Origin of the sequence: Pseudomonas sp. R37(2017) (assembly GCF_002113375.1) — a bacterium.
Classification (GTDB): domain Bacteria; phylum Pseudomonadota; class Gammaproteobacteria; order Pseudomonadales; family Pseudomonadaceae; genus Aquipseudomonas.
The window spans coordinates 493,629-515,406 of sequence record NZ_NEHO01000001.1; the positions used below are offsets into that span (position 1 = coordinate 493,629).

General features: G+C 60.5%; 19 protein-coding genes. 13 read left to right on the forward strand and 6 right to left on the reverse strand.

What is annotated here, in order from left to right:
• Window positions 1-297 precede the first annotated feature (297 nt).
• From CAG47_RS02355 to CAG47_RS02365, 3 genes are all read right to left on the reverse strand, one after another.
• A complete protein-coding gene (locus CAG47_RS02355) occupies window positions 298-1,956 on the reverse strand; it encodes a cation acetate symporter (protein WP_085723293.1) in 1,659 nt (552 codons plus the stop codon).
• Window positions 1,953-2,264, reverse strand: a complete 312-nt coding sequence (locus tag CAG47_RS02360; protein WP_085723294.1) for a DUF485 domain-containing protein — start codon at window positions 2,262-2,264, stop codon at window positions 1,953-1,955. The genes CAG47_RS02355 and CAG47_RS02360 overlap by 4 nt, the downstream gene beginning before the upstream one ends.
• Window positions 2,265-2,506: 242 nt before the next feature.
• Window positions 2,507-3,358 (reverse strand): glycine betaine ABC transporter substrate-binding protein, encoded by an 852-nt coding sequence (locus CAG47_RS02365; RefSeq protein WP_085723295.1) that lies wholly within the window; start codon window positions 3,356-3,358, stop codon window positions 2,507-2,509.
• Between the two features lie 301 nt (window positions 3,359-3,659).
• Between CAG47_RS02365 and CAG47_RS02375 the strand changes: the two genes are divergently transcribed.
• Window positions 3,660-5,255: a beta (1-6) glucans synthase gene (locus CAG47_RS02375; protein WP_085723296.1), complete on the forward strand. Its 1,596-nt coding sequence runs from the start codon at window positions 3,660-3,662 to the stop codon at window positions 5,253-5,255.
• Between the two features lie 51 nt (window positions 5,256-5,306).
• On the opposite strand, the gene CAG47_RS02380 is transcribed toward CAG47_RS02375, so the two are convergent.
• Complete coding sequence (locus CAG47_RS02380) at window positions 5,307-5,675, reverse strand: hypothetical protein (RefSeq protein ID WP_085723297.1); 369 nt, start codon at window positions 5,673-5,675, stop codon at window positions 5,307-5,309.
• A gap of 225 nt (window positions 5,676-5,900) precedes the next feature.
• On the opposite strand from CAG47_RS02380, the gene CAG47_RS02385 reads away from it, so the two are divergent.
• Window positions 5,901-7,199, forward strand: a complete 1,299-nt coding sequence (locus CAG47_RS02385) for a serine/threonine protein kinase (protein ID WP_085723298.1) — start codon at window positions 5,901-5,903, stop codon at window positions 7,197-7,199.
• Window positions 7,192-7,980: a VacJ family lipoprotein gene (locus tag CAG47_RS02390; RefSeq protein WP_085723299.1), complete on the forward strand. Its 789-nt coding sequence runs from the start codon at window positions 7,192-7,194 to the stop codon at window positions 7,978-7,980. The genes CAG47_RS02385 and CAG47_RS02390 overlap by 8 nt, the downstream gene beginning before the upstream one ends.
• 130 nt (window positions 7,981-8,110) lie before the next feature.
• Here the strand turns inward: CAG47_RS02390 and CAG47_RS02395 are convergent, their stop codons facing one another.
• Complete coding sequence (locus CAG47_RS02395) at window positions 8,111-9,025, reverse strand: DUF808 domain-containing protein (RefSeq protein ID WP_085723300.1); 915 nt, start codon at window positions 9,023-9,025, stop codon at window positions 8,111-8,113.
• A 134-nt stretch (window positions 9,026-9,159) separates the two neighbouring features.
• On the opposite strand from CAG47_RS02395, the gene CAG47_RS02400 reads away from it, so the two are divergent.
• Window positions 9,160-9,768, forward strand: coding sequence for a TetR/AcrR family transcriptional regulator (locus tag CAG47_RS02400; RefSeq protein WP_085723301.1), 609 nt, complete (start codon window positions 9,160-9,162; stop codon window positions 9,766-9,768).
• A 126-nt stretch (window positions 9,769-9,894) separates the two neighbouring features.
• Here the strand turns inward: CAG47_RS02400 and CAG47_RS02405 are convergent, their stop codons facing one another.
• Window positions 9,895-10,335, reverse strand: a complete 441-nt coding sequence (locus CAG47_RS02405; protein ID WP_085723302.1) for a heme-binding protein — start codon at window positions 10,333-10,335, stop codon at window positions 9,895-9,897.
• A 268-nt stretch (window positions 10,336-10,603) separates the two neighbouring features.
• On the opposite strand from CAG47_RS02405, the gene gcl reads away from it, so the two are divergent.
• From gcl to CAG47_RS02450, 9 genes are all read left to right on the forward strand, one after another.
• A complete protein-coding gene (gene gcl / locus CAG47_RS02410) occupies window positions 10,604-12,379 on the forward strand; it encodes a glyoxylate carboligase (protein ID WP_085723303.1) in 1,776 nt (591 codons plus the stop codon).
• Between the two features lie 136 nt (window positions 12,380-12,515).
• The gene (gene hyi / locus CAG47_RS02415; protein WP_085723304.1) at window positions 12,516-13,298 is read left to right on the forward strand and encodes a hydroxypyruvate isomerase; all 783 of its coding nucleotides are present in this window, start codon (window positions 12,516-12,518) and stop codon (window positions 13,296-13,298) included.
• A gap of 84 nt (window positions 13,299-13,382) precedes the next feature.
• On the forward strand, window positions 13,383-14,276 hold the full coding sequence (locus CAG47_RS02420; RefSeq protein WP_085723305.1) for a 2-hydroxy-3-oxopropionate reductase: 894 nt from the start codon (window positions 13,383-13,385) through the stop codon (window positions 14,274-14,276).
• A gap of 210 nt (window positions 14,277-14,486) precedes the next feature.
• Entirely contained in the window at window positions 14,487-15,767 is a 1,281-nt protein-coding gene (locus CAG47_RS02425) for a glycerate kinase (protein ID WP_085723306.1), read from the forward strand.
• A complete protein-coding gene (gene pyk, locus CAG47_RS02430) occupies window positions 15,757-17,172 on the forward strand; it encodes a pyruvate kinase (RefSeq protein WP_085723307.1) in 1,416 nt (471 codons plus the stop codon). The genes CAG47_RS02425 and pyk overlap by 11 nt, the downstream gene beginning before the upstream one ends.
• 109 nt (window positions 17,173-17,281) lie before the next feature.
• Complete coding sequence (locus CAG47_RS02435; protein WP_085723308.1) at window positions 17,282-18,196, forward strand: urea transporter; 915 nt, start codon at window positions 17,282-17,284, stop codon at window positions 18,194-18,196.
• Window positions 18,197-18,217: 21 nt separating this feature from the next.
• Window positions 18,218-19,042 (forward strand): ion transporter, encoded by an 825-nt coding sequence (locus CAG47_RS02440; RefSeq protein ID WP_085723309.1) that lies wholly within the window; start codon window positions 18,218-18,220, stop codon window positions 19,040-19,042.
• Window positions 19,043-19,135: 93 nt separating this feature from the next.
• A complete protein-coding gene (locus CAG47_RS02445; protein WP_085723310.1) occupies window positions 19,136-20,134 on the forward strand; it encodes a sulfate ABC transporter substrate-binding protein in 999 nt (332 codons plus the stop codon).
• Window positions 20,135-20,567: 433 nt separating this feature from the next.
• Window positions 20,568-21,773 (forward strand): MFS transporter, encoded by a 1,206-nt coding sequence (locus tag CAG47_RS02450; RefSeq protein WP_085723311.1) that lies wholly within the window; start codon window positions 20,568-20,570, stop codon window positions 21,771-21,773.
• Window positions 21,774-21,778 lie beyond the last annotated feature (5 nt).

Sequence of the window (21,778 nt, forward strand, 5' to 3'; positions counted from 1 at the left end):
GTAGCCTGTTGAGCTGTACCGGAAACGGCCTCTATTTCAATAGAGGCCGTTTTTGTTTGTGGCGGATGGCGCCCCCACCCTGCCCTGCAGGAGCGAGCATGCTCGCGATGGTCGTCAACGATAACGCTGGCAACCTGACGCCCCGCGGTGCCCTGTCGTACATCGTCGGAACGCCGCCCGGAGCATGCTCGCTCCTGCAAATCACGATTCAGTTCGATAACCGCCCAATAAAAAATGCCCCGATCTCTCGACCAGGGCATCTTTTTAATCGCTGCTATTTATATAAAGTAGCAAACCTTAGTGCGAAACCGCCCCGCTCGCCCCCAACCCAGTCTGCGAACGAACAAACTGCGGGAAGAACAGCGCCCGCTCATTGTCAGCCGCGGTGGACTTGTCGGTAATCGAGAAGAACCAGATCCCGATAAAGGAAATCATCATCGAGAACAGCGCCGGGTACTCATACGGGAAGATGGCCTTTTCGTGATGCAGGATCTGCACCCAGATGGTTGGACCCAGGATCATCAGGCCCACGGCACTGACCAGCCCCATCCAGCCACCGATCATCGCACCGCGAGTGGTCAGCTTTTTCCAGTACATGGAAAGCAGCAGCACCGGGAAGTTGCAGCTCGCCGCTATGGAGAACGCCAGGCCCACCATGAACGCAATGTTCTGGCTCTCGAACAGGATGCCCAGACCAATTGCCAGCACCGCCAGGGCGATAGTGGTTATTTTCGAGACGCGGATCTCGTCCTTCTCGTTGGCCTTGCCCTTCTTGATCACGCTGGCGTACAGATCGTGGGACACCGCCGAAGCACCGGCCAGGGTCAGGCCGGCAACCACTGCCAGAATGGTCGCGAATGCCACCGCCGAGATGAAGCCCAGGAAGATACTGCCACCCACCGCGTTGGCCAGGTGCACCGCCGCCATGTTGTTACCGCCCAACAGTGCACCAGCTGCATCCTTGAACGCAGGGTTGGTGCTGACCAGCAGGATCGCGCCGAAACCGATGATGAAGGTCAGGATGTAGAAGTAACCAATGAAGCCGGTTGCGTACAGCACGCTCTTGCGGGCTTCCTTTGCGTCACTCACGGTGAAGAAGCGCATCAGGATGTGCGGCAGACCCGCGGTACCGAACATCAACGCCAGGCCGAGGGAGAACGCCGAGATCGGATCTTTCACCAGGCCGCCCGGGCTCATGATCGCCTCAGCTTTCGGGTGGACCTTGATCGCCTCGGAGAACAGCATGTTGAAGTCGAAATTGACGTGCTTCATCACCATCAGTGCCATGAAGGAAGCACCGGACAGCAGCAGGACCGCCTTGATGATCTGCACCCAGGTGGTCGCCAGCATGCCGCCGAACAACACGTACAGGCACATCAGGATACCGACCAGGATCACCGCAACGTGGTAATCGAGACCGAACAGCAACTGGATCAGCTTGCCGGCACCGACCATTTGAGCGATCAGGTAGAACGCCACCACCACCAGTGAACCGCAGGCGGACAGCGAGCGGATCTGGGTTTGCCCAAGGCGATAGGACGCCACGTCGGCAAAGGTGTATTTACCCAGGTTACGCAGGCGCTCGGCGATCAGGAACAGAATGATCGGCCAGCCCACCAGGAAGCCGATCGAATAGATCAAGCCGTCATAGCCGGAAGTGAACACCAGCGCGGAAATACCCAGGAAGGACGCTGCCGACATGTAGTCACCGGCAATCGCCAGACCGTTCTGGAAACCGGTGATCTTGCCGCCAGCGGCGTAGTAGTCGGCCGCCGAATTGTTACGCTTGGAAGCCCAGTAGGTGATGCACAGGGTGGCACCGACGAAGGCGATAAACATCACGATCGCCGAGACGTTGAGCGGTTGTTTCTGCACGGCTCCAGTCAGGGCTTCAGCCGCCCAGGCGCCAGGTGCGAATGCTGCGATGCTCAAAAGAGCCATTAGACGGCGGATCATTGCTGAGCCTCCTTGAGAATCGCATTGTTCAGGTCGTCGAATTCGCCGTTGGCGCGGCGCACGTAGATACCGGTCAGGACGAAGGCCGAAACAATCAGCCCGACACCGATCGGAATACCCCAGGTAATCGAGGATTCAGGGCTGATTTTCGCCCCCAGCACCTGCGGCCCGTACGCAATCAGAAGGATGAATCCGGAGTAAAGCCCTAGCATGATCGCCGAAAGAACCCAGGCGAATCGCTCCCTCTTGCTAACCAGCTCCTTGAAGCGCGGGCTGTTTTGAATCGAGAGGTAAATGCTGTCGTTCATTGTTTTTATCCTCGCAGCACAGATTTAGTTGGAACGGTATCCACTCTATGCGGCTGCGGGGCAGGTTCCAGACGACCTTAGTCTTAGAACCATATGACGATTTCGCCAATTATCAGCATGCACTGAACAACTGTGGGAGCGAGCCTGCTCGCGAAAGCGTCCGATCAGTCGACAGCTCAGTCAACCGACAGAACGTTTCGCGAGCAGGCTCGCTCCCACAGGGTCAAGCGTACTCTTTGCTGTTACTTAGTCCAGTCAGCCACACGCTCAGGGTGTTTGGCCACCCAGTCCTTCGCCGCGGCTTCAGGCTTGGCACCGTCCTGGATCGCCAGCATCACCTGGCCGATTTCGTCCTTGGATTCCCACTGGAAGTTTTTCAGGAACTTGGCCACTTCCGGCGCCTTGGTCCCCAGCTCTTTGCTGCCGATGCTGTTCACGGTTTCAGCCGCGCCGTACACGCCTTTCGGGTCTTCGAGGAAACGCAGTTTCCACTTGGCGAACATCCAGTGCGGCACCCAACCGGTCACTGCGATGGATTCGTTCTTCTTCTCGGCACGGGTCAGCTCGGCGATCATGCCGGCGCCGGAACTGGCCTTGAGTTGATAGCCCGTCAGGTCGTAATCCTTGATGGCCTGATCGGTCTTGAGCATCACGCCTGAACCGGCGTCGATGCCGACGATGCGATTCTTGAAGCTTTCGTCGGTTTTCAGATCGTCGATGGACTTGGCTTTGACGTACTCAGGCACGATCAGGCCGATTTTCGCGTCCTTGAAGTTCGGGCCGTAATCGACGACCTGATCCTTGTTCTTCGTCCAGTATTCACCGTGGGTCACCGGCAGCCAGGCCGACAGCATGGCGTCGAGTTTGCCGGTGGCCACGCCCTGCCACATGATCCCGGTAGCGACCGCCTGCAGCTTCACGTCGTAGCCGAGTTTCTGTCTGATCACTTCTGCGGCCACGTTGGTCGTGGCGACACTGTCCGACCAGCCGTCGACATAACCAAGAGTCACTTCCTTACCGGCGGCACTGGCTACCGTAGCGCTGATCGCCAGCACCAAAGCGGCACCTGCGCCCAAGAGTCGTCGCATCTTCATCGTTACTTCCCCGAAAGTGCTGCGCTCGACGGATGCCGAGTCGCTCAAACGTATTGTTATGGTGCACAGCACCCCCATCACGCCTTACCGCAAACTCGTTCGATCATCAGCGCGTTTTATCAACAAGGGTACTGACACCTCCGATAATCAACCTGACGCTCTTGGCGACCTGATCTGCCAGCGACCTCGAGCCATCGAGAAACGACATCAGAAAGCCATTAATTCTGGGCGCGACCAACGTACAGGCGTACCGTCCGAACTTTGCATGTCAAAATCATGCAGGCCACCAAGCACACAATAAATGCAGGTAACATGCGCCGCTTTGCACCCACACGGCCTGACCATGTCCGCGACATCCCGCTTCCCTTTCGCCGCTTATCTATTCGCTTGCCTGTTGGGGGTATTTGCCCTTGGCGGCTTCTGGTACGGCCTCGGTAAACCGGTGATCCTGCCGGATGTCGCCAGTGCGACACACAAGCTGCAATGCGCCTCCTACACCCCATTCGACAAAGACCAATCGCCGTTCGACGTACCATTCAACCTGCGCCCCGAGCGCATGGACGCCGATCTCGCGCTGCTGTCAAAGAGCTTCGAATGCATCCGCACCTATTCCATGACCGGCCTCGAAGCCCTGCCGGATCTGGCACGCAAGCATGGCTTGAAGCTGATGATCGGCGCCTGGGTCAACAGCAATCCGGTAGACACGGAAAAAGAAGTCGACCTGCTGATTGCCTCGGCCAACGCCAATCCGGATGTGGTGAGCGCGGTGATCGTCGGCAACGAAACCCTGCTGCGCAAGGAAGTCACTGGCGCGCAGTTGGCCAGGCTGATCAACAAGGTCAAGAGCCAGGTCAAACAGCCCGTCACCTACGCCGACGTCTGGGAGTTCTGGCTCAAGCATCCGGAAATCGCCCCCGCCGTGGATTTCCTGACCATTCACTTGCTGCCGTACTGGGAAGACGATCCGTCGAACATAGACGCTGCCCTGCAGCATGTGGCCGAAGTGCGCCAGGTATTCGGCAACAAGTTCGCGCCCAAGGATATTCTGATCGGGGAAACCGGCTGGCCCAGCGAAGGCCGCCAGCGCGAAACCGCCCTGCCGAGCCGGGTCAATGAAGCCAGGTACATTCGCGGTTTTGTCGCCATGGCCGAACAACAGGGCTGGCATTACAACCTGATCGAAGCCTTCGACCAGCCATGGAAACGCACCAGTGAAGGTGCGGTCGGTGGTTACTGGGGACTGTTCGATGCCGATCGCCAGGACAAGGGCGTGCTGGCCGGGCCCGTGACAAACGTACCGTACTGGTCGCAATGGCTGGCGGCAGGTGGCCTGATCTTTATCGGCACCTTGCTGCTCGGTGGACCGGTTCGCACGACGCGCGCGGCGCTGGTGTTGCCGCTCCTCGGTGCGTTGGCAGCGTGTTCGATCGGCGCCTGGGGCGACCTGGCACGCGTCACCACACGCTTCACCAGCGAATGGTTGTGGGTCGGGTTGCTGACGTCGCTGAATCTGGTGGTGCTGGCCCATGCCGCGCTGACGTTGAGTCCTCGCTCCGGTTGGCGCGGACAGGCTTTCAACTGGCTGGAGCAGCGTGCTGGCTGGCTGGTTGCAACGACAGGTTTCGCGGCGGCCGTCATGATGCTGGAACTGGTGTTCGATCCGCGTTATCGCAGCTTCCCGAGTGTCGCGTTCGTCGTGCCGGCGCTGGTATATCTGTGCCGCCCGGTGAATGTGCCGCGCCGCGAGATTGCCCTGTTGACCTTTATCATCGGTGCCAGCATTGCGCCGCAGCTGTTCCGTGAAGGGTTGCAGAACCAGCAGGCCTGGGGCTGGGCGCTGGTGAGTGTGTTGATGGCGGCGGCGTTGTGGCGCTGCCTGCGGGTTCGCAAGACTTGATGCTTTAGCCTCAGATCCTGTAGGAGCGAGCAAGCTCGCGATGAGGGGCTATCAGGCGCTACGAGACGCTCTGACCAAGCGCAACCCTGCAATCACCACCGCAAACACCGCCAGCGTGGTGTTGTACAAAGCCAATGCCGGAAAGCCGAACACCAGCGCCAGCACCGCCAGCCACCACCCTGCCCGTCCCGGTACAACGAAGCCGACGATTGCTGCCGCCAACGCAGCCCAACCCAAAACCGCGAAGTGAATCATCAGCCCCAGGTTCGAACGCACCTGGCATTCCCAGCGACTTGCCTCATCCACGCAAATGCCGACCCACTGTGCATCCTCCATGAAGCCATAACGCGCGCCATAACTGGCGGCCAGCCATACAGGCAGCAAAACAAGCAGCAGGATCACGGGCAGGCGGCGAGACATGAAACACTCCAATTGGCGAAAAGCGGCGGCCAGCTTAATTGTCCGAAAGCGTTAAGCAAGCAATAACAACTGTTAACTGGTCATTCAATCACTGCAAAGTGTATCGTCCAGCTACTATTACTTCGCAATTAGGCCTGTTTGGTGCCGATGGTTGGCACTTTGGCGCAAATCCGATGGTCATAGCCTGCGAAATTCATTCGGCACCTCCTTCTAAGGGATTTAGTCATGCTCCGTTCCTTGCGCTTCGCCGCCCTGTTTGGCGGCCTGATATTGAGTGCGTCCGCATTGGCGGCCGACATTGACGCCGCCAGTTATGGCTACCCCCTGACCAACCCGTTCGAGGCGACCATCGCGACCACGCCGCCGGACTTGCGTCCGGAGTTGCCCCTGGACGACGACATCGACCAGACGGTGCGCAGCGTCACCTTGCGTCCGGAGCGGGAATTCGAATTGCCGGACAATTTCTGGGCGGTGAAGAAACTCGACTATCGCATTGCCACCCAGGATCACGCCGCGCCGCTGATTTTCCTCATTGCCGGCACCGGTGCGCGCTATGACAGCAGCCTGAACGAATACCTGAAGAAGCTCTACTACAAAGCCGGCTACCACGTGGTGCAACTGTCATCGCCCACCAGCTATGACTTCATGAGCGCCGCATCACGCTTCGCCACGCCGGGGGTTTCCAGGGAAGACGCCGAAGATCTGTACCGGGTGATGCAGGCCGTACGGGCACAGAACCCGAAACTGCCGGTTACCGATTACTACCTGACCGGCTACAGCCTGGGTGGACTGGATGCCGCTTTCGTCTCGCACCTGGACGAAACCCGCCGCAGCTTCAACTTCAAGAAAGTCCTGCTGCTCAACCCGCCGGTCAACCTCTACACCTCGATCACCAACCTCGACAAGCTGGTCCAGACCGAGGTCAAGGGCATCAACAACAGCACCACATTCTATGAACTGGTACTGGACAAACTGACCCGTTACTTCCAGCAGAAGGGCTACATCGACCTCAACGATGCCCTGCTCTACGACTTCCAGCAGTCCAAGCAGCACCTGAGCAACGAGCAGATGGCCATGTTGATCGGCACCTCGTTCCGCTTTTCGGCGGCCGACATTGCCTTCACTTCGGACCTGATCAACCGTCGCGGCCTGATCACCCCACCCAAGTTCCCGATCACCGAGGGCACCAGCCTCACGCCATTCCTCAAGCGTGCGCTGCAATGCGACTTCGACTGCTACATCACCGAACAAGTGATCCCGATGTGGCGCGCCCGCACCGACGGCGGCAGCCTGCTGCAACTGATTGACCAGGTGAGCCTGTACGCGCTGAAGGACTATCTGCACGAAAGCCCGAAAATCGCTGTGATGCACAACGCCGATGACGTGATCCTCGGCCCTGGCGACCTGGGGTTCCTGCGCAGGACCTTTGGTGATCGCCTGACCGTTTACCCCTATGGCGGCCACTGCGGCAACATTAACTACCGCGTCAACAGCGACGCCATGCTGGAGTTCTTCCGTGGCTAAATATCTCCTGCTTTTCGCAGCGTTACTCTGTGCAGGCGTCGCCAATGCCGACAACAGCAAAGCCGACGCTCCCGTGGTCGTCGACAGTGACGGTTTCAAGGAACCGCTGAGCAAACTCAAATTCAATCCGGGCCTGGATCAGCGTGAGTTCGAGCGGTCGACGCTCAGCGCGCTGGCCGTCTACGATCCGCTGGAAGAGTGGAACCGCCGCGTCTACCACTTCAACTACCGCTTCGACCAGTGGGTGTTCCTGCCGGTGGTCAATGGCTACCGCTATGTCACCCCGAGCTTCCTGCGCACCGGCGTCAGCAACTTCTTCAACAACCTCGGCGATGTGCCGAACCTGCTGAACAGCCTGCTGCAACTCAAGGGCCAGCGCTCACTGGAAACCACCGGCCGCCTGCTGCTCAACACCACCATCGGCATCGCCGGCCTGTGGGACCCGGCCACCGCCATGGGCCTGCCACGCCAGAGCGAAGACTTCGGCCAGACCCTGGGTTTCTATGGCGTACCGGCCGGCGCTTACTTCGTCCTGCCGATCCTCGGCCCGTCGAACCTGCGTGACACCGGCGGCCTGTTGGTGGATTACTCGGCCGAGAATGCGATCAACTTCCTCAACGTGGCCGAAGTCAGCTCCAACCATCCGGAGGTCTGGGTCCTGCGCAGCATCGACAAGCGCTACCAGACCAACTTCCGCTATGGCCAGATGAACTCGCCGTTCGAGTACGAGAAAGTGCGCTACGTGTACACCGAGGCGCGCAAGTTGCAGATCGCCGAGTAAACCCGGCGGCTACAAGTAACTGTGGGAGCGAGCCTGCTCGCGAAAGCGGTGCGTCAGACAACCTTTTGAGTAGCTGACACGACCTCTTCGCGAGCAGGCTCGCTCCCACACTTGTTGTCATGTGCTGTCTTCAGCCTTTCAGCGCTTTCCAGAGCTTGCTGACAGCCGTGACGCCAACCAACACCACCGCCCCTGCAACAATCCCCGCCACGCCATTGAGCAGCATCGGCACGATAAATCCGCCGCCACCCGCCGCAGCGCTGACACTTTCGATCCAGTGATGCACCACCGGCACACCGTGGGTCAGGATGCCGCCGCCGACCAGAAACATCGCCGCCGTGCCAATCACCGACAGGCTCTTCATCATGTACGGCGCAGCACGCAGAATGGCGCCACCGATGCTTTTCGCCATCTGCCCGGGCTTCTGCGTCAGCCAGAGTCCAAGGTCATCGAGCTTGACGATACCCGCCACCAGACCATAAACGCCGACCGTCATGACGATTGCGATCCCGGACAGCACAATGACTTGCTGGCTCAATGGCGCACCGGCCACGGTACCCAGGGTGATGGCGATGATTTCTGCCGAGAGAATGAAGTCGGTGCGGATCGCGCCTTTGATCTTGTCCTTTTCGAACGCCACCAGATCGGTGGCAGGGTCAGCCACAGCCTCGACCAACTGCGCATGCTCGGCGACATCCTCAGCCTTGCTGTGCAGGAACTTGTGGGCGAGTTTTTCAAAGCCTTCGAAGCACAGATAGGCGCCGCCGACCATCAACAGCGGCGTGACCAGCCAAGGAATGAACGCACTGATCGCCAGCGCCGACGGTACCAGGATCAATTTATTGATGAACGAACCCTTGGCGACCGCCCAGACCACCGGGATTTCCCGCTCGGCCCGCACGCCGCTGACTTGCTGGGCATTGAGTGCCAGGTCGTCGCCGAGTACACCGGCCGTTTTCTTGGCGGCCATTTTGGTCATCAATGACACGTCGTCCAGTACGGCGGCAATGTCGTCAATCAGCACCAGCAAACTGCTTCCTGCCATGAATCGGGTTTCCTTCTGCAATGAATGCGCAGCAGCATAGCGCGGCATCGCGGGCCGTGGTGCATTCTTGAGCGCCGCGCGAGGCCGGTGATACCATGCGCAACCGCCAGAACAGGCAAGGAATCACCGGGTTTATGAGCACTATCCGCGAGCGCAACAAACAACTGATCCTGCGTGCCGCCAGTGAAGAGTTCGCCGACAAGGGCTTCGCTGCGACCAAAACCAGTGACATCGCAGCCAAGGCGGGATTACCCAAGCCCAACGTCTACTACTACTTCAAATCCAAGGAAAACCTCTACCGCGAGGTCCTGGAAAGCATCATCGAGCCCATCCTGCAGGCTTCGACACCATTCAATCCGGACGGCGAGCCCGGTGAAGTGCTCAGCGGCTACATTCGCTCGAAAATCCGCATCTCCCGCGACCTGCCCTTCGCCTCCAAAGTGTTCGCCAGCGAAATCATGCACGGCGCCCCCCACCTGAGCAGCGACCTGGTCGAACAGCTCAATGGCCAGGCCAAGCACAACATCGAGTGCATCCAGACCTGGATCGACCGCGGGCAAATCGCCCCTGTCGACCCCAATCACCTGATGTTCAGCATCTGGGCCGCGACCCAGACCTACGCCGACTTCGACTGGCAGATCACCGCCATCACCGGCAAGGCCAGGCTGGATGAAGAAGATTACGAAGCGGCGGCGCAGACGATTATCCGCTTGGTGCTCAAGGGGTGTGAGCCCGAGCGGTAGACCGCAGCGCGGCCTTCGCGAGCAGGCTCGCTCCCACAGTGGAACTGCGGTGATCAGACATTTTGTGACCACCACCTCTTGTGGGAGCGAGCCTGCTCGCGAACGCAGTAGCTCAGTCTGCGAAGATCAAGCCGTAGCCCCCGCATCCGCCACCAACCCCAAGGCCTCGATGGCATTGATCGCGCACTGCTCATCGACATCCGACAGATCGCCGCTGATCCCCACTGCCCCCAGCACGTTCCCGCCCTGATCCCGAACCAGTACACCACCCGGTGCCGGTACGACGCTGCCCTGCCCCAGGCTGTTCAACGCGGCGATAAACGCCGGGCGTTGCTGGGCGTCCAATGCCAGCAGGCGTGAACCCTTGCCCAGCGCGATGGCGCCCCAGGCCTTGCCGATGGCGACGTGTGGGCGCAGCAGGCTGGCGCCGTCTTCGCGTTGCAGGGTGATCAGATGCCCGCCGGCATCCAGTACCGCAATGGTCAAGGGTGCCGCGGAAATTGCCCGCCCTGCGGTGATGGCCTCGTTGACCAGGTTGACTGCGACTTTCAAGGTTAAAGCGCTCATGGTGCCGTCCTCATTTTGTTTTTCGGAAAGCCGTTGGGCTGCGCCGTTGTGCCGCAGCCCGATGCAACAAATAGAACACAATGAATTATTTTTTTGTATACAATAATTATCGAAAGGCGCCACATGCGACGAAAAGCCACAGCAGAACGGGCTTCCGACGAATGAAACAAGCGCTTGAGAAAATGGATTGACCTGCGCCGTCCGCCGTGAATACACTCTGCGCAAAGCCACTTGTATACAATTACAAAACGTAAAGAGGCACAAAACCATGAGCAAAATGAGAGCAATCGAAGCCGCCGTTCTGGTGATGCGCCGTGAAGGGGTCGATACCGCTTTTGGCATCCCGGGTGCCGCCATCAACCCGCTGTACTCCGCCCTGCAAAAAGTCGGCGGCATCGAACACGTACTCGCTCGCCACGTTGAAGGCGCCTCGCACATGGCCGAGGGCTATACCCGCACCAAGGCCGGCAACATCGGCGTGTGCATCGGCACTTCCGGCCCTGCCGGCACCGACATGGTCACCGGGCTCTACAGCGCCTCGGCCGACTCGATTCCAATCCTCTGCATTACCGGCCAGGCACCCCGCGCCCGTATGCACAAGGAAGACTTCCAGGCTGTCGACATCACCAGCATCGTCAAGCCAGTGACCAAGTGGGCAACCACCGTTCTGGAACCAGGCCAGGTGCCTTACGCGTTCCAGAAAGCTTTCTACGAAATGCGCTCCGGCCGTCCTGGCCCGGTGCTGATCGACCTGCCGTTCGACGTGCAGATGGCCGAGATCGAATTCGACATCGACGCTTACCAGCCCCTGCCGCTAGCCAAGCCGACCGCCAGCCGCGTTCAAGTCGAGAAAGCTCTGGCCTTGCTGGATCAGGCTGAACGCCCATTGCTGGTAGCCGGCGGCGGTATCATCAATGCCGACGCCAGCGATCTGTTGGTGGAGTTCGCCGAGCTGACCGGTATTCCGGTTATCCCGACCCTGATGGGCTGGGGCACCATCCCGGACGATCACCCGCTGATGGTGGGCATGGTTGGCTTGCAGACCTCGCACCGCTACGGCAACGCGACCATGCTGAAATCGGACGTGGTGCTGGGTATCGGTAACCGTTGGGCCAACCGCCACACCGGTTCGGTCGACGTATACACCGAAGGCCGCAAGTTCATTCACGTCGACATCGAAGGCACGCAGATCGGCCGCGTGTTCACCCCGGACCTGGGCATCGTTTCCGACGCTGCCGCCGCGCTGACCGTATTCATCGAAGTCGCTCGCGAATGGCAAGCCGCCGGCAAGCTGAAGAACCGCAGTGCCTGGCTGCAAGACTGCCAGCAGCGTAAAGCCAGCCTGCAGCGCAAGACTCACTTCGACAACGTGCCGGTCAAGCCGCAACGCGTGTACGAAGAAATGAACCAGGTGTTCGGCAAAGACACCTGCTACGTCAGCACCATCGGTCTGTCGCAGATTGCCGGCGCGCAGTTCCTGCACGTCTACAAACCGCGTCACTGGATCAACTGCGGTCAGGCAGGCCCATTGGGCTGGACCATTCCGGCAGCGCTGGGCGTGGTCAAGGCTGATCCGAACCGTAAAGTCGTGGCCCTGTCGGGGGACTATGACTTCCAGTTCATGATCGAGGAATTGGCGGTGGGTGCGCAGTTCAAGCTGCCGTACATTCATGTTGTGGTGAACAACTCGTACCTGGGCCTGATCCGTCAGGCACAGCGCGGTTTCGACATGGACTACTGCGTACAACTGTCTTTCGACAACCTGAACGCGCCGGAACTCAACGGCTACGGCGTCGACCACATTGCAGTTGCCGAAGGTCTCGGTTGCAAGGCACTGCGCGTATTCGAACCGGAGCAGATCCAGCCTGCCCTGCGCAAGGCTCAGGAAATGATCGAAGAGTTCAAGGTTCCGGTGATCGTCGAGATCATCCTGGAGCGTGTGACCAACATTTCCATGGGCACCGAGATCAACGCCGTCAACGAATTCGAAGACCTGGCGCTGGTCGGCAACGACGCACCGACGGCGATTTCGTTGCTCGATTGATAGCTGACCGCTTCCCTGTGGGAGCGAGCCTGCTCGCGAAGACTGTTTCATATCCAACAAAAATGTTGGCCGACACACCGCTTTCGCGAGCAGGCTCGCTCCCACAGGGGACATCAAACACATACAGGAGACCACCATGCCGCGTTTCGCCGCCAACCTGTCCATGCTGTTCACCGAACAGGACTTTCTTGCCCGCTTCGAAGCGGCCGCCAAGGCCGGCTTCAGTGGTGTCGAATACCTGTTTCCGTACGACTTCAGCTCCGCCGAAATCAAGGCCAGGCTCGACGCCAACGGTCTGACCCAAGTGCTGTTCAACCTGCCGGCCGGTGACTGGGCCAAGGGCGAGCGCGGTATCGCGTGCCTGCCCGATCGTGTGGAGGAGTTCCGTGCTGGCGTCGACCTGGCCATCGCCTACGCGCAAGTGCTGGGCAACACCCAGGTCAACTGCCTGGCCGGCATTCGTCCGCAGGGCTTTGACGATGCCACCGTGGAGAAAACCTTCGTCGCCAACCTCAAGTACGCCGCTGAAAAGCTGCAGGCAGCGGGCATCAAACTGGTGATGGAAGCGATCAACACCCGTGACATCCCAGGCTTCTACCTGAACAACACGGCGCAAGCCCTGTCGATTCGTGAGCAGGTCGGCAGCGCCAACCTGTTCCTGCAATACGACATCTACCACATGCAAATCATGGAAGGCGATCTGGCCCGCACCCTGCAATCGCACCTGGGCGAGATCAACCATGTACAGCTCGCGGACAACCCGGGGCGCAACGAACCTGGTACCGGTGAAATCAACTACCGCTTCCTGTTCGAACACCTGGACCGCATCGGATACCAGGGTTGGGTGGGTTGCGAATACAAGCCGCTGACCACCACTGAAGCCGGCCTGGGCTGGTTGAAAACCCATAACGCAATTTGACGCACCCTTCCCCCTGCAGGAGCGAGCATGCTCGCTCCTACAAAAAACAGTTTGAAGCGGCAATAAAAACAAGAGGATTTTCTCATGGCTAAAATCGGATTTATCGGCACCGGCATCATGGGCCACCCAATGGCGTTGAACCTGCAGAAAGCCGGTCACAGCCTGTTCCTGTCGGCGCACCACGACGCCGCCCCTGCCGACCTGATCGCCGGTGGCGCCGTTGCCCTGGCGAACCCGAAAGAAGTCGCCCAGGAAGCCGAATTCATCATCGTCATGGTGCCGGATACCCCGCAGGTCGAAGACGTGCTGTTCCGTGCCGATGGCGTTGCCGCCGGTGTTGGCAAAGGCAAGGTGGTGATCGACATGAGCTCGATCTCGCCGACCGCCACCAAGGCTTTCGCGACCAAAATCAGCGAAAAAGGCGCGCAATACCTCGACGCCCCGGTTTCCGGCGGTGAAGTCGGCGCCAAGGCTGCGACCCTGAGCATCATGGTCGGCGGCGATGCCGATGCCTTCGAACGCGCCCTGCCGCTGTTCCAGGCCATGGGCAAGAACATCACCCTGGTCGGGGGCAACGGCGACGGCCAGACCGCCAAGGTGGCCAACCAGATCATCGTGGCCCTGAACATCCAGGCCGTAGCCGAAGCCCTGCTGTTCGCTTCGAAAAACGGTGCCGATCCGGCCAAGGTGCGTGAAGCACTGATGGGCGGTTTCGCGTCCTCGAAGATCCTCGAAGTGCACGGCGAGCGCATGATCAAGGGCACCTTCGATCCAGGCTTCCGCATCAGCCTGCACCAGAAGGACCTGAACCTGGCCCTGCAAGGCGCCAAGGAGCTGAGCATCAACCTGCCGAACACCGCCAACACCCAGCAAGTGTTCAGCACCTGCGCGGCCATCGGCGGCAGCAACTGGGACCACTCGGCACTGATCAAGGGCCTGGAACACATGGCGAACTTCTCGATTCGCGACAAGAAGTAAGCCCTGCCTGAACCTGACCCGTTCCCTGTGGGAGCGGGCCTGTGGCGAGGGGGCTTGCCTCCGTTGGGCTGCGAAGCAGCCCCAAAATCTCGGATGCACCAAAGATCTTGTGAGTGCTACGCACTCAAACGGGGGCAAGCCCCCTCGCCACAGGGCTCGCTCCCACAAGGTCCGCGCCACCCCCCATAACAAGAATTCCGGGAGCCCGCCATGTCGGTCGATCCGCAACAATTGCTGCGCGAGCTGTTTGCCACAGCCATCGACGCGGCGCATCCGCAACACGTCCTCGAAGCCCACCTGCCTGCCGACCGCAGCGGTCGTGTGATCGTCATCGGTGCCGGCAAAGCCGCCGCCGCCATGGCCCAGGTGGTCGAGCGCTGCTGGCAGGGTGAAGTCACAGGCCTGGTGGTGACCCGTTACGGCCACGGCGCACCTTGCGAAAAAATCGAAGTGGTCGAAGCCGCGCATCCGGTACCGGACGCCGCCGGCCTGGCCGTGGCCAAGCGTGTGCTGGAACTGGTCAGCGGCCTCAGCGAAAACGACCGCGTGATCTTCCTGCTCTCCGGCGGCGGCTCTGCCCTGCTGGCACTGCCGGCCGAAGGCATTACCCTGGCCGACAAGCAGTCGATCAACAAAGCCCTGCTCAAGTCCGGCGCCACCATTGGCGAGATGAACTGCGTGCGCAAGCACCTCTCGGCGATCAAGGGCGGCCGCCTGGGCAAAGCCTGCTGGCCAGCCACTGTCTACACCTACGCGATTTCCGATGTGCCGGGCGACCTCGCCACGGTCATCGCTTCCGGCCCTACCGTGGCCGACCCGAGCACCTCGGCCGAAGCCCTGGCGATCCTCAAGCGCTACGCCATCGAAGTCCCGGCCTCGGTGCGCAACTGGCTGCAAAGCCCCGAGTCGGAGACCGTCAAACCCGGCGATCCGAGCCTGGCCCGCAGTCATTTCCAGTTGATCGCCCGCCCGCAGCAATCCCTTGAAGCGGCGGCGGTGAAATGCCGTCAGGCCGGGTTCAGTCCGCTGATTCTCGGCGATCTGGAAGGCGAATCCCGCGAGGTGGCAAAAGTCCACGCCGGCATCGCACGACAAATCGTCCTGCACGGCCAGCCGCTGGCGGCCCCCTGCGTGATCCTCTCGGGTGGCGAAACCACCGTGACCGTGCGCGGCAATGGCCGTGGCGGGCGCAATGCCGAGTTCCTGCTGAGCCTGACCGACAGCCTCAAGGGCCTGCCCGGCGTCTACGCCCTGGCCGGCGACACCGATGGCATCGACGGCTCCGAAGACAACGCCGGCGCGATCATGACCCCGGACAGCTACGCCCGCGCCGCAGCAAAGGGCTTGAGCGCCAGCGACGAGTTGGACAACAACAATGGCTACGGCTACTTCGAGGCACTCGACGCGCTGATCGTCACCGAGCCGACCCGTACCAACGTCAACGACTTCCGCGCCATTCTGATCCTCGAGAGCACTAAACATGACGCCTGATAAAAAGGTCAAAATCCTCGCCACACTGGGTCCCGCCATCGACGGCATCGAAGACATCCGTGAGCTGGTGCTGGCCGGGGTCAACATCTTCCGCCTGAACTTCAGCCATGGCGATCACGCCGACCACGCCAAGCGTTTTCAGTGGATACGGGAAGTCGAACGCCAGCTGAATTATCCATTGGGCATTCTGATGGACCTGCAAGGTCCGAAACTGCGGGTCGGCAAATTTGCCGAAGGCAAGGTGCAACTGGTGCGCGGCCAGGCCATGCGCCTTGACCTGGATGCCACGCCGGGCGATGAGCGCCGGGTCAACCTGCCGCATCCGGAAATCATCGCCGCGCTGGAACCCGGCATGGACCTGCTGCTGGACGACGGCAAGCTGCGCCTGCGGGTAGTGACCAAGTACGCCGACGCCATCGACACCACCGTGCTCAACGGCGGCGAACTGTCGGACCGCAAAGGCGTGAACGTTCCCCAGGCAGTGCTCGACCTGAGCCCGCTGACCGCCAAGGATCGCCGCGACCTGACCTTCGGCCTGGAACTCGGTGTCGACTGGGTGGCGCTATCGTTCGTGCAACGTCCGGACGACATCCGCGAAGCCCGCACCCTGATCGGTGACAAGGCGTTCCTGATGGCCAAGATCGAGAAGCCGTCGGCCGTTGAACAACTGCGCGAAATCGCCGAATTGAGCGACGCGATCATGGTTGCCCGTGGTGACCTGGGCGTGGAAGTGCCGGCCGAAAGCGTGCCGCAGATTCAGAAGAACATCATCGGCACCTGCCGCCAGCTCGGTAAACCGGTGGTGGTGGCGACACAGATGCTGGAGTCGATGCGCTTCTCACCGGCTCCAACCCGCGCCGAGGTAACCGATGTGGCCAACGCCGTGGCCGAAGGTGCGGACGCGGTGATGCTGTCGGCGGAAACCGCATCCGGCGAGTACCCGCTCGAAGCCGTGCAGATGATGAGCAAGATCATCCGCCAGGTGGAAAACGGTCCGGACTATCAGACCCAACTCGACGTCAGCCGGCCAAAGGCCGAGGCGACCGTTTCCGACGCGATCAGCTGCGCCATTCGCCGTATCAGCAACGTGCTGCCGGTGGCGGTGCTGGTCAACTACAGCGAGTCGGGCACGTCGAGCTTGCGGGCTGCGCGGGAACGGCCGACCGTGCCGATCCTCAACCTGACACCGAACCTTTCGACCGCTCGTCGCCTGACCGTGGCCTGGGGCGTGCACTCGGTGGTCAACGATCGCCTGCGCCAGGTCGACGAAGTCTGCTCCACAGCATTGGAAATCGCCCAGGCCCAAGGCATGGCGCAGCGTGGCGATACATTATTGATCACCGCCGGTGTGCCCTTTGGCCAGCCGGGATCGACTAACTCATTGCGTATCGAGACATTGATCTAGCGCCTGTACTGGCCTCATCGCCAGCAGGCTGGCTCCTACAGTTGATTTGTGTAGGAGCCAACCTGCTGGCGACGTGGGCGACTCGGTTTCACAGACTTTCAGAACTGCCATGCCTGCCAACCATTTCAACACCCACTGTCCCGACTGGGCCGAAGCACTGCTCAACGGCTTCAGCCAGATCTTTCTCCAGCGCAATCCGCTGTGCGGCCTGCTGTGCCTGTCGGCCATTTTGTTCACCGCGCCCGCCTTGCTCGGCGGCGCCTTGCTCGGCGGTGTCGCCGGGCTGCTCACTGCGCAACGCCGCAACTACGCCAAGGCTGATCGTCAGGCCGGATTGTTCAGTTACAACGGCGTGCTGCTCGGTCTGTTGCTGAGCCTGTATTTCCCCTGGTCGGCGATGATGCCGCCGCTGATTCTGGCCGCCGGCGGCCTGAGCGCAATGATCACCCAGCAATGGCTCAAGCGCGTCCGGTTCAGCCAATACCTGCCCGCCTACACCGCCCCCTTCGTCGGGCTGGGCTGGTTGCTGTTGTGCTTCGCCACGCCCTCGACCGAGGCGCACTTGATCGAAGTCAGCACGCTGAACATGCTCGCCGCCCCTCTCAAAGGTATTGGTCAGGTCATGTTCCAGGGTCATCCACTGGCCGGCGCGATGATTGCCGCCGGCTTGCTGATCGCCGATCGCCGCGCCTTCTGCTGGGCAATGCTGGCGTCTGTCGCGGGCATGGGCTGGAGCCTGTTGAACCATGACGTCTACACCGCATTGCTCGGCCTCGGTGGCTATAACGCCGTACTCGCCGCCCTCGCCTTCAGCTCGCAGCGCCGCCAACCATGGCTGCCGCTGGTTGGCATCGGCCTGGCGCTGTTGCTGACGCCGGTGTTCGCCGCCGTCGGCCTGCCCACGCTGACCGCTCCGTTCATCCTTGCCGGCTGGCTGATCCGCTGCGTTGTGCAAATGCTCGGCAAGGCCACGGTCGAAAGCGCGCCTTGCGCTACCGGGGACAATCAACCTAGGCTGCGCTGATCTTCGAATCAGGCGTTACCCATGGACAGCAGCAAACACTGGCGTGAAGACCTTTACGTCATGATTTTCCAGACCGACACCCAGGCGGGTCGGCGTTTCGACGGCATCCTGCTGTTGATCATCCTCGCCAGCCTGGTGGTCGTGATGCTCGACAGCATCGACAGCGTTCACCGCAACTACGCCAACGTACTCGCCTATATCGAGTGGGGTTTCACGGTGATCTTCCTCGGCGAGTACATCCTGCGCCTGTACTGCTCGCCCAAGCCCCTGCGCTATGCCTTCAGTTTCTATGGGCTGGTGGACCTGCTGGCCATCGTGCCCGGCATCCTCGCGCTGTATTACGCCGATGCGCAGTACCTGTTGATCATCCGCATCATCCGGATGCTGCGGATATTCCGCATACTCAAGCTCAGCCCGTACCTCAAGCAGGCCCACTACCTGATGTCGGCGCTGCGCGGCAGCAAGCAGAAGATCGTGGTGTTCCTGGTCAGCGTCTGCACCCTGGTGACGGTGTTCGGCACGCTGATGTACGTGATCGAAGGGCCGGAACACGGTTTCACCAGCATTCCCAAAGGCATTTACTGGGCGATCGTGACCCTGACCACCGTGGGCTTCGGCGACATCGTTCCGAAAACGCCGCTGGGCCAGGTGATTTCGTCGCTGGTGATGATCACCGGTTACTCGATCATCGCCGTGCCAACCGGGATCTTCACCGCTGAACTGGCCAACGCCCTGCGCGGTGATCAACTTCAACACGACTGCCCGGTGTGCAAGAAAAACAGCCACGAACACGGCGCCGCGTTTTGCTCCCGTTGCGGCAACGCACTGTTCAAAAAACTGGAATAAGCAAAGAGCTTTTTAATCTTTAAAGGACTATGCGAGCCCAGTTATAGTCGCTGGCAAAATGCCCCATCTGTTAAATAGAACAAGGATTGCGCAGTGAAAAAACTCTTTGCCGCCTCTCTCCTGGCCGCAGGCCTGGCACTGACCAGCGTGGCTCAAGCCGCACCGACCCTGCTCAACGTTTCCTACGACGTGATGCGCGACTTCTACAAGGACTACAACACTGCGTTCCAGAAACACTGGCAAGCCGAGCACAACGAAAACATCACCCTGCAAATGTCCTTCGGCGGCTCCAGCAAACAGGCGCGCGCGGTGATCGACGGCCTGCCGGCCGATGTCATCACCATGAACATGGCCACCGACATCAACGCCCTGGCAGACAACGGCAAACTGGTGCCGGACAACTGGGTCACGCGCCTGCCCAACAACAGCGCGCCGTTCACCTCGGCCACTGTGTTCATCGTGCGCAAGGGCAACCCGAAAGCCCTGAAAGACTGGCCGGACCTGCTCAAGGATGGCGTTCAAGTCATCGTGCCGAACCCGAAAACCTCCGGTAACGGTCGTTACACCTACCTCTCGGCCTGGGGCTATGTACTGAAGAACGGCGGTGACGAGAACAAGGCCAAGGACTTCGTCGGCAAGCTGTTCAAGCAAGCGCCGGTGCTCGATACCGGTGGCCGTGCCGCCACCACCACCTTCATGACCAACCAGATCGGCGATGTGCTGGTGACCTTCGAGAACGAAGCGGAAATGATCGCCCGCGAGTTCGGCCGTGATCAGTTCGAAGTCATCTACCCAAGCGTTTCCGCCGAAGCCGAACCACCGGTATCGGTGGTCGACAAAACCGTCGACAAGAAAGGCACCCGCGCCGCCGCCGAGGAATACCTGAAATACCTGTGGTCGCCGGAAGGTCAGGAAATTGCCGCGGCGAACTACCTGCGCCCGCGTGACCCGGCCGTGCTGGCCAAGTACACCGACCGCTTCCCGAAAGTGGACTTCCTGTCGGTCGAGAAGACCTTTGGTGACTGGCGCACCGTACAGAAGACCCACTTCAATGATGGCGGGGTTTTCGACCAGATCTACAGCGGTAAGTGATGACTGGGCGATAACGAACAGGGCGACCTGCAGAGGTCGCCTTTTTTGTGGGTACAACACCTGTCTACTAATGTAGGAGCGAGCAAGCTCGCGATGGAGGCACAGGCACCGCGGGGTGTCAGGCAGCCAGTGTCATCGTTGACGACCATCGCGAGCTTGCTCGCTCCTACAGGTGCTTGTACGCAATTTCAGCTCGGATTCCCGCAGAAAATGGCCTGGTGACCGTCAGAGAACATAAGCACGCTATCGAAGCAGATGTAAGTGAATGTATCATTCACCCTTGATGTTCTGACGCCAGGCAGTTCGGCGGACAACACACTTGTCCGTCAGTCATTCCGCAATGGAATGATTGCTATCACTCCAATCCCGCTTCCGCCGATTCGATCAGCCCATTAGCCTGCGCGCATCCCTTTCCGTACAGCGAGACCCCGTTATGAACCCAGCGACCCAGGTGTCCCACGGCACCGCGACAATGACCCGAGGCATGGTGCTGCTCTTCGCCTTCTGCTGTGGCGCCATTGTCGCCAACATCTACTACGCCCAGCCGATCATCGGTCTGATCGCCCCGGACATCGGCCTGACCAACACCATGGCCAGCCTGATCGTGTCCCTGACCCAGATCGGCTATGCGCTGGGGCTGTTCTTCCTGGTGCCGCTGGGGGACCTGCTGGAAAACCGCCGGTTGATGATCATCACCACGCTGGTGGCGATCGCCAGCCTGCTGGGCGCGGCGTTCACCGACCAGCCGAATGTGTTTTTGCTGATTTCGCTGTTGGTGGGGTTCAGTTCGGTTTCGGTGCAGATCCTGATTCCGCTGGCCGCGCACCTGGCACCGGAAGAGAGCCGTGGCCGTGTGGTGGGCGGGATCATGGGTGGTTTGTTGCTCGGCATTCTGCTCGCCCGGCCGGTGTCCAGCGTCGTGGCCGACTACTTCGGCTGGCGGGCGATGTTCATGGTTGCCGCCATGTTGATGGCGGCCATCAGCCTCGTGCTGGCCATGACCATTCCCAAGCGTGAGCCCGACCATAGCGCTTCCTATGGCCAGCTGCTGGGCTCGTTGTGGACGTTGCTGCGCAATCAGCCAGTGCTGCGCCAGCGAGCGTTTTATCAAGGCTGCATGTTTGCCACCTTCAGCCTGTTCTGGACCGCCGTGCCGCTGGAACTGGCGCGCAATCACGGCTTGTCGCAGAGCGAGATCGCGATTTTCGCCCTGGTGGGAGCCATCGGCGCCATTGCCGCCCCGATCGCCGGACGCCTGGCCGATGCCGGTCACACCCGTATCGCGTCGTTGCTGGCGCTGTTGTTCGCCAGCCTGAGTTTCCTGCCGGCGTTTATCCATCCGGCGTACAGCGTCATCGGCCTGGCCATCACCGGCGTGGTGCTCGACTTTTGCGTGCAGATGAACATGGTCCTCGGCCAACGTGCGGTGTACGCCCTCGACGGCAAAAGCCGCAGCCGCCTCAATGCGCTGTACATGACCAGCATCTTCATCGGCGGCGCCTTCGGCTCCTCGGTGGCCAGCGCTGTGTACGAACACGGCGGCTGGTTGTGGATCGTGCTTGTCGGCAGTGCATTTCCGCTGTTGGCGTTGCTGCGGTTCCTGAGTGTTTCGCAAAAGGTTTCGCTGGCGACGGCCTAAGCTTT

Coding starts and splice junctions, on each gene's coding strand:
- CAG47_RS02355 (WP_085723293.1), bottom strand. CDS start 1,956: ATGATCCGCCGTCTAATGGCTCTTTTGAGCATCGCAGCATTCGCACCT.
- CAG47_RS02360 (WP_085723294.1), bottom strand. CDS start 2,264: ATGAACGACAGCATTTACCTCTCGATTCAAAACAGCCCGCGCTTCAAG.
- CAG47_RS02365 (WP_085723295.1), bottom strand. CDS start 3,358: ATGAAGATGCGACGACTCTTGGGCGCAGGTGCCGCTTTGGTGCTGGCG.
- CAG47_RS02375 (WP_085723296.1), top strand. CDS start 3,660: ATGCAGGTAACATGCGCCGCTTTGCACCCACACGGCCTGACCATGTCC.
- CAG47_RS02380 (WP_085723297.1), bottom strand. CDS start 5,675: ATGTCTCGCCGCCTGCCCGTGATCCTGCTGCTTGTTTTGCTGCCTGTA.
- CAG47_RS02385 (WP_085723298.1), top strand. CDS start 5,901: ATGCTCCGTTCCTTGCGCTTCGCCGCCCTGTTTGGCGGCCTGATATTG.
- CAG47_RS02395 (WP_085723300.1), bottom strand. CDS start 9,025: ATGGCAGGAAGCAGTTTGCTGGTGCTGATTGACGACATTGCCGCCGTA.
- CAG47_RS02400 (WP_085723301.1), top strand. CDS start 9,160: ATGAGCACTATCCGCGAGCGCAACAAACAACTGATCCTGCGTGCCGCC.
- CAG47_RS02405 (WP_085723302.1), bottom strand. CDS start 10,335: ATGAGCGCTTTAACCTTGAAAGTCGCAGTCAACCTGGTCAACGAGGCC.
- gcl (WP_085723303.1), top strand. CDS start 10,604: ATGAGCAAAATGAGAGCAATCGAAGCCGCCGTTCTGGTGATGCGCCGT.
- hyi (WP_085723304.1), top strand. CDS start 12,516: ATGCCGCGTTTCGCCGCCAACCTGTCCATGCTGTTCACCGAACAGGAC.
- CAG47_RS02420 (WP_085723305.1), top strand. CDS start 13,383: ATGGCTAAAATCGGATTTATCGGCACCGGCATCATGGGCCACCCAATG.
- CAG47_RS02425 (WP_085723306.1), top strand. CDS start 14,487: ATGTCGGTCGATCCGCAACAATTGCTGCGCGAGCTGTTTGCCACAGCC.
- pyk (WP_085723307.1), top strand. CDS start 15,757: ATGACGCCTGATAAAAAGGTCAAAATCCTCGCCACACTGGGTCCCGCC.
- CAG47_RS02435 (WP_085723308.1), top strand. CDS start 17,282: ATGCCTGCCAACCATTTCAACACCCACTGTCCCGACTGGGCCGAAGCA.
- CAG47_RS02440 (WP_085723309.1), top strand. CDS start 18,218: ATGGACAGCAGCAAACACTGGCGTGAAGACCTTTACGTCATGATTTTC.
- CAG47_RS02450 (WP_085723311.1), top strand. CDS start 20,568: ATGAACCCAGCGACCCAGGTGTCCCACGGCACCGCGACAATGACCCGA.